At 69.5% G+C, this 14,968-nt stretch carries 18 protein-coding genes and 4 pseudogenes; 15 read left to right on the forward strand and 7 right to left on the reverse strand.

The genetic code is table 11. The annotated features are described in order from the left end of the window. Positions 1-268: 268 nt before the first annotated feature. Positions 269-982 (forward strand): annotated as a pseudogene (locus ACFYZZ_RS03670) (putative Ig domain-containing protein); the annotation flags it as partial. 203 nt (positions 983-1,185) lie between these two features. Here ACFYZZ_RS03670 and rpsN read toward each other — a convergent pair. Both rpsN and rpmB read right to left on the reverse strand, forming a co-directional pair. Further along, on the reverse strand, positions 1,186-1,491 hold the full coding sequence (gene rpsN, locus ACFYZZ_RS03675; protein ID WP_389171089.1) for a 30S ribosomal protein S14: 306 nt from the start codon (positions 1,489-1,491) through the stop codon (positions 1,186-1,188). Continuing rightward, positions 1,491-1,727, reverse strand: coding sequence for a 50S ribosomal protein L28 (gene rpmB / locus ACFYZZ_RS03680; protein ID WP_389171093.1), 237 nt, complete (start codon positions 1,725-1,727; stop codon positions 1,491-1,493). Before rpmB ends, rpsN begins: the two co-directional genes overlap by 1 nt. Positions 1,728-1,810: 83 nt before the next feature. Here rpmB and rpmG point away from each other — a divergent pair, with 83 nt between their 5' ends. The 4 genes from rpmG to rpsR are packed head-to-tail and all read left to right on the forward strand — an operon-like array spanning position 1,811 to position 3,676. Beyond that, the gene (gene rpmG / locus ACFYZZ_RS03685; RefSeq protein ID WP_014150502.1) at positions 1,811-1,975 is read left to right on the forward strand and encodes a 50S ribosomal protein L33; all 165 of its coding nucleotides are present in this window, start codon (positions 1,811-1,813) and stop codon (positions 1,973-1,975) included. Positions 1,976-1,980: 5 nt separating this feature from the next. Beyond that, positions 1,981-2,238, forward strand: coding sequence for a type B 50S ribosomal protein L31 (locus tag ACFYZZ_RS03690; protein WP_389171098.1), 258 nt, complete (start codon positions 1,981-1,983; stop codon positions 2,236-2,238). Further along, a complete protein-coding gene (locus ACFYZZ_RS03695) occupies positions 2,235-3,413 on the forward strand; it encodes a CobW family GTP-binding protein (protein WP_389171101.1) in 1,179 nt (392 codons plus the stop codon). The genes ACFYZZ_RS03690 and ACFYZZ_RS03695 overlap by 4 nt, the downstream gene beginning before the upstream one ends. 20 nt (positions 3,414-3,433) lie before the next feature. Then, on the forward strand, positions 3,434-3,676 hold the full coding sequence (rpsR, locus tag ACFYZZ_RS03700) for a 30S ribosomal protein S18 (RefSeq protein ID WP_389171104.1): 243 nt from the start codon (positions 3,434-3,436) through the stop codon (positions 3,674-3,676). Between the two features lie 85 nt (positions 3,677-3,761). Here the strand turns inward: rpsR and infA are convergent, their stop codons facing one another. Beyond that, positions 3,762-3,986 (reverse strand): translation initiation factor IF-1, encoded by a 225-nt coding sequence (gene infA, locus ACFYZZ_RS03705; protein ID WP_389171106.1) that lies wholly within the window; start codon positions 3,984-3,986, stop codon positions 3,762-3,764. A gap of 257 nt (positions 3,987-4,243) precedes the next feature. After that, positions 4,244-4,375 (reverse strand): annotated as a pseudogene (locus ACFYZZ_RS03710) (peptidase S8); the annotation flags it as partial. 524 nt (positions 4,376-4,899) lie between these two features. Between ACFYZZ_RS03710 and ACFYZZ_RS03715 the strand changes: the two are divergent. The 4 genes and pseudogenes from ACFYZZ_RS03715 (at position 4,900) to ACFYZZ_RS03730 (ending at position 7,346) form a co-directional block, all read left to right on the forward strand. Then, positions 4,900-5,424, forward strand: a complete 525-nt coding sequence (locus tag ACFYZZ_RS03715; protein WP_389171108.1) for a peptidylprolyl isomerase — start codon at positions 4,900-4,902, stop codon at positions 5,422-5,424. 212 nt (positions 5,425-5,636) lie between these two features. Then, a pseudogene (locus ACFYZZ_RS03720) lies at positions 5,637-5,960 on the forward strand (transporter); the annotation flags it as partial. Positions 5,961-6,271: 311 nt separating this feature from the next. Next, a complete protein-coding gene (locus ACFYZZ_RS03725) occupies positions 6,272-6,676 on the forward strand; it encodes a PaaI family thioesterase (protein WP_389171111.1) in 405 nt (134 codons plus the stop codon). Next, complete coding sequence (locus ACFYZZ_RS03730; RefSeq protein ID WP_389171113.1) at positions 6,669-7,346, forward strand: TetR/AcrR family transcriptional regulator; 678 nt, start codon at positions 6,669-6,671, stop codon at positions 7,344-7,346. The genes ACFYZZ_RS03725 and ACFYZZ_RS03730 overlap by 8 nt, the downstream gene beginning before the upstream one ends. Positions 7,347-7,371: 25 nt before the next feature. Here ACFYZZ_RS03730 and ACFYZZ_RS03735 read toward each other — a convergent pair whose 3' ends face one another. Next, complete coding sequence (locus ACFYZZ_RS03735; protein ID WP_389171116.1) at positions 7,372-7,563, reverse strand: Tn3 family transposase; 192 nt, start codon at positions 7,561-7,563, stop codon at positions 7,372-7,374. Positions 7,564-7,781: 218 nt separating this feature from the next. Between ACFYZZ_RS03735 and ACFYZZ_RS03740 the strand changes: the two genes are divergently transcribed. Next, the gene (locus tag ACFYZZ_RS03740) at positions 7,782-7,919 is read left to right on the forward strand and encodes a hypothetical protein (protein ID WP_389171118.1); all 138 of its coding nucleotides are present in this window, start codon (positions 7,782-7,784) and stop codon (positions 7,917-7,919) included. Positions 7,920-8,187: 268 nt separating this feature from the next. Here the strand turns inward: ACFYZZ_RS03740 and ACFYZZ_RS03745 are convergent, their stop codons facing one another. Continuing rightward, positions 8,188-9,216 (reverse strand): aldo/keto reductase, encoded by a 1,029-nt coding sequence (locus ACFYZZ_RS03745; protein ID WP_361233873.1) that lies wholly within the window; start codon positions 9,214-9,216, stop codon positions 8,188-8,190. A gap of 106 nt (positions 9,217-9,322) precedes the next feature. On the opposite strand from ACFYZZ_RS03745, the gene ACFYZZ_RS03750 reads away from it, so the two are divergent. Further along, positions 9,323-10,261, forward strand: coding sequence for an AraC family transcriptional regulator (locus ACFYZZ_RS03750; RefSeq protein WP_389171121.1), 939 nt, complete (start codon positions 9,323-9,325; stop codon positions 10,259-10,261). Between the two features lie 264 nt (positions 10,262-10,525). Here the strand turns inward: ACFYZZ_RS03750 and ACFYZZ_RS03755 are convergent, their stop codons facing one another. Then, positions 10,526-10,768, reverse strand: a complete 243-nt coding sequence (locus ACFYZZ_RS03755) for a hypothetical protein (RefSeq protein WP_389171124.1) — start codon at positions 10,766-10,768, stop codon at positions 10,526-10,528. On the opposite strand from ACFYZZ_RS03755, the gene ACFYZZ_RS03760 reads away from it, so the two are divergent. The 4 genes and pseudogenes from ACFYZZ_RS03760 (at position 10,759) to ACFYZZ_RS03775 (ending at position 14,933) form a co-directional block, all read left to right on the forward strand. Continuing rightward, positions 10,759-11,214, forward strand: coding sequence for a GNAT family N-acetyltransferase (locus ACFYZZ_RS03760; RefSeq protein ID WP_389171127.1), 456 nt, complete (start codon positions 10,759-10,761; stop codon positions 11,212-11,214). The genes ACFYZZ_RS03755 and ACFYZZ_RS03760 overlap by 10 nt on opposite strands. A gap of 70 nt (positions 11,215-11,284) precedes the next feature. Then, positions 11,285-11,419: pseudogene (locus tag ACFYZZ_RS03765) on the forward strand (dihydrofolate reductase); the annotation flags it as partial. Between the two features lie 576 nt (positions 11,420-11,995). Beyond that, positions 11,996-13,567, forward strand: coding sequence for a protein kinase (locus tag ACFYZZ_RS03770; protein WP_389171130.1), 1,572 nt, complete (start codon positions 11,996-11,998; stop codon positions 13,565-13,567). 181 nt (positions 13,568-13,748) lie between these two features. Beyond that, positions 13,749-14,933 (forward strand): ROK family protein, encoded by a 1,185-nt coding sequence (locus ACFYZZ_RS03775; protein WP_389171132.1) that lies wholly within the window; start codon positions 13,749-13,751, stop codon positions 14,931-14,933. Positions 14,934-14,968: the final 35 nt, after the last annotated feature.

Consider the following 14,968-nt stretch of genomic DNA (forward strand, 5'->3'; position numbering starts at 1 on the left):
CCGCCCCCGGTATGTGCCGCGAAACTCCCGTTGCCATTGGCGCGAAGGGGCGTGTTCGGGCCGTAGGTCCTTTCGCACCCGAGGCTGGAGAGCCCTTGCGGTGCGTTCCAAACGCAGGTGGCCATGGGCGGCGCGGCGGTGCGCGGCCGGCTGACGTCATTTGGCTCGTCGAGGGTGTCGTAGGAGCTGGGCGACGGTGAAGGGAGCGCTTGCGGTTGCCATGCGGTCCCGGAGGGGACTTCAGGCTGACCAGCAGGATGAGCCCCACGTCACCAACCCCGGCAGCCAGTCCACCACCACCGGAAGCTCGGTCAGCCTGCAGATCAAGGCCACGGACAGTGCGGGCGCGGCCCTCACCTACAGCGCTACCGGGCTGCCGACCGGTCTGTCCATCAACAGCTCCTCCGGCCTGATCTCCGGTACGGCGTCCACCGCGGGCACCTACCAGGTCACGGTCACCGCGAAGGACTCCACCGGCGCCTCCGGCTCGACCTCCTTCACCTGGACCGTCGGCTCCGGCGGGGGCGGCTGCACCTCCTCCCAGTTGCTGGCCAACCCGGGCTTCGAGTCGGGCAGCACCGGCTGGACCGCCACCAGCGGTGTGATCGTCAACGACTCCGGTGAGGCGGCCCACGGCGGCTCGTACTACGCCTGGCTCGACGGCTATGGCTCCTCGCACACCGACACGCTGTCCCAGTCGGTGACGATCCTGGCCGGCTGCAAGGCCACGCTGACCTTCTACCTGCACATCGACACCTCGGAGACCACCACCAGCACCGCGTACGACAAGCTGACCGTGACCGCCGGTTCGACCACCCTGGCGACCTACTCGAACCTCAACCACAACTCCGGGTATGCGCAGAAGACCTTCGACTTGTCGTCCTTCGCGGGCTCGACGGGCACCCTGAAGTTCAACGGCGTGGAGGACTCCTCCCTCCAGACCAGCTTCGTCGTGGACGACACCGCCCTGACGACCAGCTGATCTTCGGGTACAGCCCCGGACCCGCACGCGGAACCCGTCCGCGTGCGGGGTACGCCGTACCCACCTGGTCGCTGCAGAACGCCACAAGCCGGTGCCGCCGTTCGCCGCCCGCCATTCAGAGCGGTGGAAGGCGTGTTCGAAACCGGGTACAGATTCGGGCTGCGTTGCTGACACGCCCCGTTGTGAGCCCCTGGCGTGCCGGGTCACCAACTGCTGTTGGTCACGCCAGGGAGCTCGCCCGCGTGAGCCATCTCGCGAACCCGGATACGGGACAAGCCGAAGGCGCGCAGGTAGCCGCGGGGGCGGCCGTCCACGCAGTCGCGGTTGCGCAGGCGGGTGGCGCTGGCGTCGCGGGGCTGTCGGCGTAGTTCCCGCTGGGCGGCGGCGCGTTCCTCGTCGGAGCTTCCGGGAAACGCGATGATCGCCTTCAACGCGGCGCGGCGCGCGGCGTAGCGGGCCACGACGAGGCGCCGCTGTTCATTCTTCGCGATCTTGCTCTTCTTCGCCATCAGACCTTCCCTCCCCGGGCGCGGATGCGGGCCACCGCGGCCTCGATGCCGATCGTGTCGACCGTCTTGATGCCCTTGGCGGAGAGGGTGAGCCGGACGTGGCGGCCTTCGCTCGGCAGCCAGTAGCGCTTGCTCTGGATGTTGGGGTCGAAGCGGCGCTTGCTGCGCCGGTGCGAGCGGGAGATGTGGTGCCCGAAGCCGGGCTGTCGGTCGGTGAGTTGGCAGTGGGCGGACATGGCTGTGTTCCTCCTTGGGGGTGGATGCAGCAGCACACTAGCGCTTGATGAAAATGAAAACCAATCCCATGTATGATCTGTCCATGGCCCGTAACGAACTGCGCCCGATCATCAAGCTGAGGTCCACCGCCGGTACCGGCTACACCTACGTGACCCGCAAGAACCGTCGTAACAACCCCGACCGGCTCACCCTGCGCAAGTACGACCCGGTCGCAGGCCGCCACGTCGACTTCCGTGAGGAGCGCTGAGAGCCGTGAAGCCCGGAATCCACCCCGAGTACCGCCCGGTCGTCTTCCGTGACCGGGCCGCCGACTACGCCTTCCTCACCCGGTCGACAGCCATCAGCGACAAGACCGTCGAGTGGGAGGACGGCAACACCTACCCGGTTATCGACGTCGAGATCTCCTCGGCGAGCCACCCCTTCTACACCGGCACCCAGCGCGTCCTGGACACCGCGGGGCGGGTCGAGCGCTTCGAGCGGCGGTACGGGCGCGGACGGAGCAAGCAGTGATCGGGGGTCAGGCGCGGCTGCCGGTGGCGATCGTCGGCGGGTTGCACGCCGACGCCCGCCGGGCCGCCGTAGAGGACATCCTGCGTACGGTCCCCGGCTCGGTCGCGCTGCACCACGACTTGACGTCCGCCGTCGACAGCGCGGTGCACCGCACGGTACGCGATGCCAGCGGTCTGCTGGGCAGTGGTGACGCACCCCTGGTGAACGACTGCGCCTGCTGCGCGCTGCGCGAGGACCTCGTCCCCGAACTGCTGCGGCTCGCGGGGGAGGGACGGTACCGGCTGGCCGTCGTGGAACTGTGGGACTCCGTCGAGCCGCAGGCCATGGCCGCAGTCATCGCCGCCGCGGGCGCACCGCTGGCCCTGACCGGTGTCGCCACCGCCGTCGACCCGGCACTCGTCCTGCCGTACCTGTCCAACGGCGACGACCTGACCGATGCCGGCCTCGCCGCGGCTCCGACCGACCAGCGCACCATCTCCGACACCTTCGCGCGGCAACTGGAATACCCCACGGTCATCGCCCTCGTGGAGGACGGTCCCCGCAAGGACGGCGGGCAGGTCGCCGACGACACCGACCACGCGCTGCTCGCCCAGCTCACGCCAGGCGCACGAAAGGTACGTGTGGAGAGCGACGGCGCCCTGGGGGCAGCTCTGTCGGCAGGCTTCGACGTGGCAGCGGCCGCCGCCCGCATGCATCCCGCGTGCGCGCTGCTGCCGCAGGAGTGCGACGAGCACGGCGTGAGCACCTTCGTCTGGCGGCACGAACGACCCTTCCACCCGCAGCGCCTCTATGCGGCGCTGGAGGACCTGACGTGCGCGGCCGCCCGCAGCCGGGGACGGTTCTGGCTGGCGGACCGCCCCGACACACTGCTGTCCTGGGACGCCGCCGGCGGCGCGCTGTGCGTGGAGTCGGTCGGCCCCTGGCTGGCCGCACTGCCCGACGCCGCCTGGGAGATGGTGCCCCCCGAGCGGCGCATCGCCGCCTCCGTGGACTGGCACCCCGAACACGGCGACCGCTGCCAGTACCTCACCTTCACCTCACCCGGCCTGGACCGTGACGGCCTGTCGGCCCTGCTCGACTCGTGCCTGCTCACCGACGACGAGTACGCGGCGGGCAGGGACTGCTGGAAACAACTCCCGCACGCCTTCGATGACTTGCTCGACCCCGTGACCTGAAAGAGAGGACCGACCTCACCATGCCCCGTCCCACAAGCACCCGGCGGCAGGCCGCCAAGCGACAGCGCACCAACCCGCTGGACGCCGCCGACATCACCTATATCGACTACAAGGACACTGATTTGCTGCGGAAGTTCATCTCCGACCGCGGGAAGATCCGCAGCCGTCGGGTGACCCACGTGACGCGTCAGCAGCAGCGGCAGATAGCGCAGGCCATCAAGAACGCACGAGAGATGGCGCTCCTTCCCTACAGCTCCCGATAGAGCCATGGCCACCCGCCGGAGGCAGCAGAACCACCACGGCTTCTGATTGTCATACTGGCGGTCTCGAAGACGCCGGCAGCTTCTGCTACGCCCTGTACCGGTAGCGGATCCGGCCGCGGGTGAGGTCGTAGGGGCTGAGTTCCACGAGCACCCGGTCGTACGGCAGGATCTTGATGCGGTTCTTCCGGATCTTCCCGCTGATGTGGGCGAGCACCGTGTGCCCGTTCTGTAGCTCCACCATGAAGGTGGCATTGCGCAGGCACTCGATGACGGTGCCCTCGGCTTCTACGCCCCCTGCTGCTTTGGTCATGGTCTCTCACTTCATTCGTTCTGCGACGGTGTATTCGGCCTCGCTCGGTGCGGTGTGATCGAGCGTCAGTGGTGGACGAGCTCCAGGGTGCTGGCCGCGCGCCGGGCGCCGATGCTCTCGAACAGGGCCGTAGCCGCCAGGCACGGTATGGAGCGTGTGGTCTTCGGCCGGCTGGGGGCTGAGACGAGGCAAGGGCTGGGCTGGTGCCGCGGTAGTGCGGCGCGAGCCCAGCCCTTGCTGGTCGGAGAGTGCTGCCGTCAGAAGGCGCCGGTGCCGTTGGGTGTGCCGAGGCCGGTCGGGCCGTCGTATCCCGGACGTGCGGTGCACAGGTAACTGCCGCCGCAGGAGCCATTGCTGCCTGAGGTGACGTCGTTGAGTGCCGACGCCCAGGCCGACCCCGAACGCCTTGGAACCGACTTCGTAGTGATGGCGGCACCCCGGTGAGATCACCTCATGCGCACGGCAGCGTTCGGTGGGGGCGTCTGCGTGGACTGGGGAGGCTGCTCGACCGGGTTCGGGGAGCATCCGTCGTGCACCGGGTGGACGCCCTGATCGGCCAGCCGACGCTGTGCCGCATCCGAACGAAGTGGCCTGCGGCCGCGGGCCGCGGGCTGGGAGGCGGATGTGGCTTGCGGACGGGTACTCGCCCGCCGGGCCGCACTTTAGACTGCGACCGCTCCGAAATCTGGCGATCTTTTGGAGGGTGTGCAGGATGAACCGAGCTCTCATGACCGCATTGGCGGCAGCAGCGTTGGTCGTGTCCGGGGGCAGCACCACCGCCTCCGCTTCCGATAGCCCGCCGCGAACCACGCACGGTCCTTGCCAGTACACCCAGACCCCGGACGAGCCGGCGGCGCGGCCGGTTCCCCTGCCGCCCGACCCGCGGCACACCCCCAGTCACGGCACGGTCGATATGGCTGTCCCGACCAGCCAGGGCCCGCTCCCGCTGCGCCTGGATCGGGCGAAGGCGCCGTGCACGGTCCAGAGCTTCCTGCACCTGGCGCGGCACCGGTTCTACGACCGTACGGTGTGCCATCGGCTGACGGCGTACCCGACGCTGAAGGTCCTGCAGTGCGGCGACCCGACTGGCACTGGCGAGGGTGGGCCGGGGTACGAGTACAAGGACGAGCTGCCGGTGGACCTGCCTCCGGCACCGAGCGATCCGACCGGCGTCCGTCGCCTTTACGGGCGCGGTTTGCTGGCGATGGCCAACGCCGGGCCGGACACGAACGGTTCGCAGTTCTTCGTCGTCTACGGCGACTCCGCGCTGCGACCGAACTACACGGTGTTCGGCACGGTCGGTACCGCCGGCCTGGAGACGCTCGACAAGATCGCTGCTGGCGGCATCGAGCCAACTACGCAGGACCCGGCCCCTGTCGACGGCACGCCCGTGCTGCGGACCGAGCTGCTCAGCGTCCGGGCGTCCTGCCGGCCCTGATGAACTGTGGTGCGGTCACGTGGGGCCAGCCATGTGCCTGGTCTCACGGTGATGTGACGTAGCCGTTGCCAACGCAGCTTCCTGGGACGGTGGGACGCCGGGGGCGGTGGCCGGACGTAGCGTCTCACACCAACTTCACAGGCCCGAAGCCCCTCGCGGAAACAATCCCCGGCCCGCCCGGCGTTGAGGATCTTCGAGCCGAGGAGGGGGAGGTGTCGAGCCTGAAACTGTTCCACACGACGACGAGTGGCGCGACCGAGGTCGCGCCACGTCTTGCTGAGACCGAGGCAGATGTGCAGGGTCTGGTCGAGACACACATGGAGACGCTACTGGGCGTACGGTTTCTGGCGAGCGAGTACAGCACTGGACCTGTCCACGGGGGCAGGACCGATTCGCTCGGCCTGGACGAGAACGGATCACCCGTCGTCGTGGAGTACAAGCGCGGCCTCGATGCCGGTGTCATCAACCAGGGGCTGTTTTACCTGAGCTGGCACGTTGACCACAGGGCGGAGTTCGAGCACCTGGTCCGAGGCCGGGCGGTGCGCCGGGTCGAGGGCGTCGCGCCGGATGTTGCCGGAGGAGACGCGCAGGATGGCGCAGGCCCGTGATCAGATGCCACCGCCCAGCGCGCTCCCCGGCGAGCCGGTGTTCCAGCCGAAATGGGATGGTTCTCCAGACACTTGAAGTTGTCTCATCCGAATGACAGCTCGGCGTCTCTCAGCACGCCTCCGATCGGCACCGGAAGGCTGCACAGCCCTGCAGCCTCGCGCCACAGGCGTGGACGCGAACCGTGACGCCCACATAACATGTCACCGTTAACTTAACGGCGACAACCTGAGGGGCCGCGATGACCATCACCGCGCAAGACGTCTACACCTTGGCGCCGTTCGCCAGGACGCTCGGGATACGCTTCGGAGCCCTCAAGGCCGACGCCGTCACCGCGCAACTCGCCTACACGCCCGAGCAGTCCACCATCGGCGCCGCGATGCACGGCGGGGCACTGATGGGGCTGGCCGATGTAGCCGGCGCCGTGTGCGCCACGCTGAACGGGACCGCCGACACCGCCCCCGCGACCATGGAATCCACCACCCACTTCCTGCGGCCCGTACACGGCACCGGCGCCTTCGCGACCTCCCGCCCGCTGCACGTCGGCAAGTCAACGGTCGCCGTGGAAATCGACATCAGGGATGACAAGGACCGGCTCTGCGTCCGCGTCACTCAGCTCGTCGCCCTCCGTCGGCGCCATGACTAAGGGACCCGGCCAGACCACGGCCGACGCCCGCGCCAGCACAACCGAAGGCCGTCGGCGCAGTCGCGCCAAGCGAGGCCACGGCGGCCGACTGAGGGACGAGCTCATCGAAGCAGCCGGCACGCTGCTCGACAACGCCGGCGAGGACGGCGTGACCATCCGTGCGGTGGCACAGGCTGTCGGGGTCAGCACCCCCTCGGTATATCTGCACTTCGACAACCGACTGGAACTGCTGCACACCGTGTGCCTCGGGGTCTGGGACGAGCTCGGCCGACGGATGCTGAGCATCAGCGCCCAGACCACCGACCCGTTCACCGAACTCCACCAGCGCAGTGTCGCCTACATCAGGTTCGGGCTCGACCATCCCCTGCGCTACCGCCTGGTCGCGACCGGACCCGCGACAGCCGCCACTGAGCAGGTCGCCGACGCCTGCTTCCGATTCCTGCGGGAAACGGTGCAGCGATGCGCCGACGCCGGCGTGCTCCACGGCGATGTGACGGCGCTGACCCGGGCCATCTGCGCGTGCCTGCACGGTGCCGTCTCGCTGCTGATCCTCCAGCCGACCTCGAAATGGCCCGACGACATCCCCCAGTACGCAGACGATGCCGCCACCCTCGCCTGCCAGGGCGCCGCCGCCCTCTCACGCGCGCACCATGGCCGCTACGAAACGTGAACTGTCTGCCCTGGGCAACGCTCCGCTACGCCTCGCTGGCGTTCTCATCGGCCGACGCTTGGCGCAGCGGTCGGCGGCCGGCTTGCGCGGGGCAGAAAAAGGGCTGGTCCTCCATGCCCTTGCGGTAGTGCTGGCGCAGTTCGCCGCGCTGTCCGAAGAAGATCCGCCGGGCCAGGCGGTGGCGGGCCTCGGCGAGGTTGAACTGCTTGCCGATCATGCGCCGGTTTTGAAGTGGCTTCGCGGCCCTCGCCACCGCTCGCGGCATGAGTGTCCGCGCCTACCTCGCGGAACTGGCTGTCGAGGAGGAGAACCAGGCCAAACTGTCCACGGCCACGGACGCCTTCCGCTCGTCTGCCCGGCCTGCCACGCCAAGGAGCAGCCAGCCACCTAGTGCCGTGACCGGTATGGCTCGCCGGGTCGGAGCGGAGGAACGCGGTGTTCATTGAGATCGTCTTTGCCGGTCTGCCCATCGACCGGGATGAGGTCGTGGAAGCGCTGGACGCCGCGTTCGGCCCCGATGGCGAAATCACGGGTACGAGCCAGGAAGCAGTGCTGCGGCGGGCCTACTCGTGACGACCGACACCTCGGCGGGCACCGATCTTGATCGTTGATCTCGACCTAACGGAGACGCGGCGGAACTGTCACCGTGAAACGCTGGCAAGCGTCACCGGAAGCGCGGCTCGACTGTCACCACTTCCTCGCCGCCGGATAGCCCGTGATCTGGGCAGTTCCGGAAGCACCCCACTGACGGTCAGACCGCGCTTAATAGTGACGCTTTCGCTGTGCCTCACACCAGCCGGGGGCGACACAGGCACAGGCAGGGCTCCGGCCGGAGCCGACGTCATGCCGCCGCGCGCTCGCCGGCCGGTCGGCGGCGCAGTTCGGGGCGCTGGAGGGCTGGCGGCTGGTAGGCCATGTCGAGCGTGCCGGTGTCGGTGCCGGGCGGCACGATCGCGTCGATTCGGTCCAGCACGTCGTCGGTGAGGGTGACATCGACGCCCGCGAGCAGGTCGTCCAGGTGTTCCATGGTCCGCGGTCCGAGGAGGGCGGACGTCACGCCCGGGTGGGCGAGCACGAAGCCCATCGCGAGATGCGTGAGCGGCAGGCCGGCCTCCTCGGCCAGCGGGATGAGCTGTTCGACCACGTCGAGCCGACGGTCGTCCGTGAGGTGCCGGAAGCCGTACCTCGACCGGTGCGTCGCGGCCTCCTGGCCCTTGCGGTACCGCCCCGTCAGCAGACCGCCGCCGAGGGGCGACCAGACCAGGGTGCCCATGCCGAACTCCTGTGCCGCCGGGAGCACCTCGCGCTCGATTCCCCGGTTCAGGATCGAGTAGACCGGCTGCTCGGTGCGCGGCCGGGCCAGCCCGCGCCGCTCGGCGACCCAGTGCGCCCGGACGATGTCGGAGGCCGGCAGGGCCGACGTGCCGAAGGTGCGGATCTTTCCGGCCCGCTGCAGATCGGTGAGGGCCGCGAGGGTCTCCTCGATGTCCGTGTCTGGGTCCGGGCGGTGGATCTGGTAGATGTCCACGTAGTCGGTGTCGAGGCGGCGCAGCGAGTCCTCCAGCGCGCGCACCAGCCAGCGCCGGGACGCGCCCTGGTGGTTCGGCTCGTCGCTCATCGGGTTCCGGGCCTTGGTCGCGAGCACGACGTCGGCCCGTCGTCCCTTCAGCGCCCGGCCGACGATCTCCTCCGACTCGCCGTGCGCGTACATATCGGCGGTGTCGACGAGATTGATGCCGGCGTCGAGCGCCCGGTGGATGATGCGGACGCAGTCGTCGTGGTCGGGGTTGCCGAGGGCGCCGAACATCATCGCGCCGAGGGCGTAGGGGCTGACCTTGATCCCGGTCCGGCCGAGGCTGCGGTAGCGCATGGTGTCTCCTTCAGATCGTCCTGCTGTGTCGCTGACACCAGCCTGTCTGTCGTTCGCCGGACTATGAATACTTGTGCATCCCAATTTCTTGCGCGAGAGTACGGACGTGGATCCCGACCGACTCTCCGAGGCACTCGACCTGGTCGAGGTGCGCAGCGTGCTGACCGGCGGCGTCGCGGCCCGCGGCGGGTGGTGGGCCCGCGGCCCGCTGGCCGATCCGGTCAAGTTCTTCGCGATGGTGAGCGGGCGCGCCCGGCTCACCACCGACGGCGTCGTCGAACCGATCGACCTCGTGGCGGGTGACGTGGCCATCCTCACCGGGCGCTCGTGGGTGGCCTTCGAGGCCGGCGCGGCGCCGCGCCACGAGATCCAGCCGGAGTCGGACTTCTCCACCGCCCGCTTCGCGGGCTCGGACCCTGCCGTCGACGACGTCGTGATCGGCGGGTGCGTCAGCGTGAACGAGGCCGGGCGGACGCTCCTGCTGGAGTCGCTTCCACCGGTGGCCCACATCCGGTCCTCCGCCACCGGAGACGGGGACCGGCTGCTCGCCGTCCTGCTGCGGCTCTTCGACGAGGCGACCGGCGACCGGCTCGGCTCGGCCTTCGCGATCCGGCAGTACGGCCAACTGCTCCTGCTGGAGGTGCTGCGCTGTTACGTCGACCAGACCCTCCTGCCCTCCGGCTGGTTGCGCCTGCTCGTCGACGAGCGCCTGCGCCCCGCCGTCGACCTGCTCCACGGCCGCCCCGAACACGCATGGGGGCTGCAGGAGTTGGCGCGCGCCGCCGCGATGTCCCGGACCACATTCGCGGAGCGGTTCCGCGAGGCCGCCGGTGTACCGCCGCTCACCTACCTGGGCCGGTGGCGCATGTTGCTGGCCCAGCGCGCGCTGCGGAACGGCGACGCCCGCGTCGCGGCGCTCGCCGCCGAGCTGGGCTACGGCTCGGAGAGCGCGTTCAGCACGGCGTTCAAGCGCGTTGTCGGGGAGTCGCCGCAGCGCTACCGGACGCGCGTGCGCCAGGAGGCCGTTCCGATCGCGGGCCGGTGACGGAGATCAGCCCTGAGCGGAGCCGGCACGCCTCGGGTACCTATCCGGGCTCAGGAGAACTCGCGGATGTCGCACAGTGGGCCGGAGTCCGGCCCCGCCTGCTCAGTCCTGACGACGAGGAGTTCGTCGCCCAGACGGCCACCACCCGCCCGACCAAGCTGGGCCGGTCACCGGGACGTCCTGGCGGCAGAGCGCCGTGAACGCGCCCGGGTCCGCAGCAAGAAGGGCATCCGCTGGGGCGGGCGAGCGCGAATCGCGGCCCGATCACTCACTGACGTTCAAGGTCGCACAGTCCGCGACGCCCAGCTCGGACAGCACTGACCGAAGCCGCTCCAGGGCCGCAGCAGGGTCTGAGCCCTCCGCGATTTCGAGGTCCAGATGGCAGCGACCTATGCCGCTGACCGCGCCGGTGACCTCGCCGTCGAGTTCGAACGCCGCCTCCAGAGCCTCCTCGACCTCGTCACGATCGACCGGCAGCCCCGCGAACCTACGACGATGTGGCCACACGGTCCTGCGCCGACTCTCGCCCGTGGCGGCCCGTCCAACCAGGCTCGGATCACCTCTTCTTCGCTGCGACCGGACCGTCGGACGAGGCAGTGTGCTTCTCCGTTGTCGAGCTGGAGTCGCAGGAGCTGGCCGGCGAGGCCCTACTCTGGGGCATCGACACACACAACCGGACGGCTCACACCGGGATCGCCCTGCGCCCCGCATTCCGCGGCCGCGGGCTCAGCGTCGATGTCCTGCACACGCTGTGCGAGTACGGATTCGCCGTACGCGGACTACAGTGCCTGCAGATCGAGACCCTCACCGACAACACCCCGATGCTCTCGGCGGCAACCAGAGTCGGGTTCACACGCGAGGGAACACTGCGGCTCTCCGCCTGGGTGTACGGCGCATACGCAGACGAAGCCATCCTCGGCCTCCTCGCGAACGAATGGACGCCCCGGAGATGAACAGCAGGAGCCCGACCTCCCGAGAGAGACGCGAACAAAGAGCGCAAGGCTCAACTTTGACGAAGCCCTGAGGGTCTACCCGGTGCTGGTCGGCGGTGGCATCTCGTTCTTTCTTCCCCGGCGCGAGCGCCGGGTGGATCTCGAACTCGTCGAGACCCGCACGTTCGGATCGAGAGTCGTCCACCTGCGCCACCGCGTGGTGCGCCGGCTGCCTCGAGCCGAAGGCATGGAGCCGGGCCGCGGTGATGTTGGGGGCGGAGGTCGGCCCGGCGATCCTCGCATTAATCCGCGCGACAGGGCATTTAATCCTCCCTTCGGACCTTGCTGCCGCTCTCCTCATGGTTCTAGCGTCTGGCAAAGGCTCACGGCAGAGCAAACGAGTTCCGAGTGGATCGAACCAGTAACCGCAATTCGGGATCGAGCGGCGGGACGCCGGCCGTGTCACACCATCCGCACGTAGCGCTTGGCCCGGACGAACCCAGCAAAGGAAGCTCCCATTCCAGCTAAGACAAGATCGGCCTCCTGGGTGAGGATCAGGCCGTTGCGGAGCAACACCCGGTGGGCCGTGGACCGCGTCGGCGCCGTCTCCGGTCCGCGGCCCGCGAGTTCGGGGAGATACAGCGGGCGCCCCACCGGGCAGGCCGGCGTCGCAACCGGCAGATCCCAGCATCAACCTCGGCGGACAAGCGCGCGGATTGCTCCGCGGGCGGCTGGAGCGCTCCCGCGGACACCGCTCCCAAAGGAAACGTGAGAGCGCGTGATATCCGGAGACGGTGACCAGGTGACCACGCGTTCGGAACGGGTGATCGCCGGACGGTATCTGCTTCACGACGTCCTCGGCAGAGGCGGCATGGGCACGGTCTGGCGCGCCCACGACCAACTGCTGGACCGACCGGTCGCCGCCAAGGAACTGCACGTCCTCACCGACGGCGACGAGGACCACCGCGTACGGGTACGGCGTGCCATCCGCGAGGCCCGCGCGGTCGCCCGGGTGCCGCATCCCCATGTGGTGGGAGTCCATGACCTGGTCGAGTCCGAGGACCGGCTGTGGATCGTCATGGAACTCGTCGAAGGGTCCTCGCTGGCGAATCGGACGGCCGAGACCGGACCGCTCACACCGCAGCAGACCGCCGCCGTCGGCCTGCAACTGATCGACGCGCTGGACGCCGTCCACGCGGTCGGGACTCTGCACCGGGACATCAAGCCCGCCAACGTGCTGCTGCGCCGTGACGGCAGCGCCGTCCTCACCGACTTCGGCATCGCGGCCCTGGACGACGGCGAGTTCCTGACGAGCACCGGTCAAGTGGTCGGCTCCGTAGAGTTCATGGCGCCGGAGCGCGTGATGGAAACAGAGGTCGGACCGGCCTCCGACCTGTGGTCACTGGGCGCCACACTCGCCACGGTGTGCTGCGGCGAGTCCCCCTTCCGCAGGCCGGGAGCACCCGCGACGATGCACGCCGTGGCGTACGAGGAACCCAGCCTGTCGGAGCGGCTCGGTCCGCTGCGCCCGGTCGTCGAAGCGCTGCTGCGCAAGTCCCCGGCCGAGCGTCCTTCGACGGCAGCCGTGCGTTCCGCGCTGCGAGGCGTCGTGGCCGGCGAGCCGGACGTCGAGTTCCTGCCGCCGGCGACCGTACTCGCGCTCCGGCCTGCGGCCCCGATGGCCGACGCGAACACGATGGCCGCCAACCCGAAATGGCGCGTCCCGGCCGCGGACACCGTGCCGCCGGGGCGCCACACCACGCCGCTCGAACTCCCACAGCCGCAGCCGCAGGCGCAGGCATCCCGCTCGGCGCGGCCGAAGCGGCTGCGATGGGGGCTGGCCGGAACGGCCATACTGGCGGCGGGCGTTGCGGGCGGTCTCTTCCTCACCGGAACGCTGCCGCTCAAGGATGATCCGAACGCTCCGAACGTTTCGAGCACTCCGAACACTCCGAACACTCCAAAAACGGGGACGGCCCGTCAGGTCGTCGAGTCGACGGCCGGTTGGCAGCCGGTCACCGGCGTGTCCGTCCATCAGGGCGACCGGATCACCGTCCAGTTCGTGTCCGGAGAATGGACGGCCAACTCCCGAAAGCTGCCCATGACCGGGCCGGCCGGTTACGACCCGAAAACCAACCAGCTGCCGGAGGGAACGAAGGCCTGCAAGGTCAAAGTCGGGGCTCCGTTCGGCTCCTTGCTGGCCCGACTCGTGGGTGAGCAGGACTTCCCGATGCACATCGTCGGGCGGAAGCTGACTTTCCGGGCGACCGGCGACGCCCGCCTGCAACTGGGCATGAACGACGCCTCCGGTGCCTGCTCCCAGGACAACAGCGGCACGCTGACCGTGCAGGTGCACGTCACGCCTCAACCCTGACCCGGGCGGCGTCAGCCCCCTCCGGCGCGCGGCAACACCGCATACGCCCAGGTGTCCTCCCTCTGAGTGGCTCCACAGAATTCCCACAAAGACGCCCTCTAGCTTGCGCCACGGGGGACGGACGACTGATCTCCGTCCCCTCACGCAACAGTTGTGCTCAAAGAGGGGGGCGCCTTCCGCCATGCTGACTGAGACGACGACACGGGCCTCCAGCGCGCACGAGGCCCTGGTACTGAGCCTGCTGCGCGAGCACGGTCCGCTCACTCGGGGAGACTTACGGATCCTGAGCGGCCTGTCCCGCACCACGCTCTACGACGCCGTCGGGGCGCTGATGGACAACGGCAGCGTCCTCGCCTCGGTTCCGGAGGCGGCCCGGCGCAAGCGGGGCCGCCCGGCGGAGGTACTGACCGTGAACCCCGGGGCCGGCCGGCTGCTCGGCATCGAGTTCGCGCGACGGGCGGTGCGGGTGGCCGCGATGAACGCGGCGCACGAGATCGTCGGCACCACCGGCGAACCGCACGACCCCGACACCCCGTGGCAGACCCGCATCGACCTCGCGTGGCGACTGGCGGACAAGCTGACGCACGGGACGCTGCGACCGGGCGCCCTGAACGGCATCGGCGTCGGGGTGGTCGGACCGGTCGGCACGCCGGGGCAGGGCCCGCTGTGGGCGCCTCGGCACGACATCGTGGCGGCACGCGTGCGCGAACGCTTCGGCGCACCGGCACTGATCGACAACAACACCCGGCTGGCCACCCTGGCCGAGACGATCTGGGGTGCCGCCGCGGGTGAACAGAACGTGCTGTACCTGCGGTTGTCGCACGGCGTCGGCGGCGGACTCGTGATGGCCGGCACACTGCACCGCGGCGCCCACGGCCGCTCCGGGATGTTCGGCCACATCACCGTGGACCCGGGCGGCGCGCCCTGCGAGTGCGGTGCGATCGGATGCCTGGAGACAGTGGCGTCGATCGGGGCCGTACTCGACGCCTGCCGCACCGCGGGAACCGCGGCAGCGGACCTGCCGGAACTGGTGAGCGCGCTGGAGTCCGGCGACGCGGCCGCGCACGCGGTTCTGGCACGGGTGGGCACGCATGTCGGCAGGGTGCTGGCCGATGTGAGCCATGCCGTCGGACCCGACGTGATCGTCATCGGCGGCGAGCTGGTCGACGCCGGCCGAGCCCTGATGGCACCGATCGAGCACATGCTCGACACGCATGTCGCGCGCTGCTCGTACGGGGTGCCCCGAGTGATTCCAGCCGGACTCGGCGATACCGGCACCGCCCTCGGCGCCCTCGCTCTGCTCCGGCGGCACCCGGATCACGAAGCGCCCGAGCTGCGGGAGGCAACCCGGGCGCTCATGCCGTGACACGGAGACGTCAGCCGCTCCGGCCGCCGGTCACC

This window comes from Streptomyces sp. NPDC001816 (assembly GCF_042892235.1).
Classification (GTDB): domain Bacteria; phylum Actinomycetota; class Actinomycetes; order Streptomycetales; family Streptomycetaceae; genus Streptomyces.

What these genes read in the sequence shown, in the direction of transcription:
- rpsN (WP_389171089.1), bottom strand. Translation starts at nt 1,491, where the DNA reads ATGGCGAAGAAGAGCAAGATCGCGAAGAATGAACAGCGGCGCCTCGTC.
- ACFYZZ_RS03775 (WP_389171132.1), top strand. Translation starts at nt 13,749, where the DNA reads ATGCTGACTGAGACGACGACACGGGCCTCCAGCGCGCACGAGGCCCTG.
- ACFYZZ_RS03715 (WP_389171108.1), top strand. Translation starts at nt 4,900, where the DNA reads ATGGCTGTCCCGACCAGCCAGGGCCCGCTCCCGCTGCGCCTGGATCGG.
- ACFYZZ_RS03735 (WP_389171116.1), bottom strand. Translation starts at nt 7,563, where the DNA reads ATGATCGGCAAGCAGTTCAACCTCGCCGAGGCCCGCCACCGCCTGGCC.
- ACFYZZ_RS03730 (WP_389171113.1), top strand. Translation starts at nt 6,669, where the DNA reads ATGACTAAGGGACCCGGCCAGACCACGGCCGACGCCCGCGCCAGCACA.
- rpmG (WP_014150502.1), top strand. Translation starts at nt 1,811, where the DNA reads ATGGCCCGTAACGAACTGCGCCCGATCATCAAGCTGAGGTCCACCGCC.
- infA (WP_389171106.1), bottom strand. Translation starts at nt 3,986, where the DNA reads ATGACCAAAGCAGCAGGGGGCGTAGAAGCCGAGGGCACCGTCATCGAG.
- rpmB (WP_389171093.1), bottom strand. Translation starts at nt 1,727, where the DNA reads ATGTCCGCCCACTGCCAACTCACCGACCGACAGCCCGGCTTCGGGCAC.
- ACFYZZ_RS03745 (WP_361233873.1), bottom strand. Translation starts at nt 9,216, where the DNA reads ATGCGCTACCGCAGCCTCGGCCGGACCGGGATCAAGGTCAGCCCCTAC.
- ACFYZZ_RS03725 (WP_389171111.1), top strand. Translation starts at nt 6,272, where the DNA reads ATGACCATCACCGCGCAAGACGTCTACACCTTGGCGCCGTTCGCCAGG.
- rpsR (WP_389171104.1), top strand. Translation starts at nt 3,434, where the DNA reads ATGCCCCGTCCCACAAGCACCCGGCGGCAGGCCGCCAAGCGACAGCGC.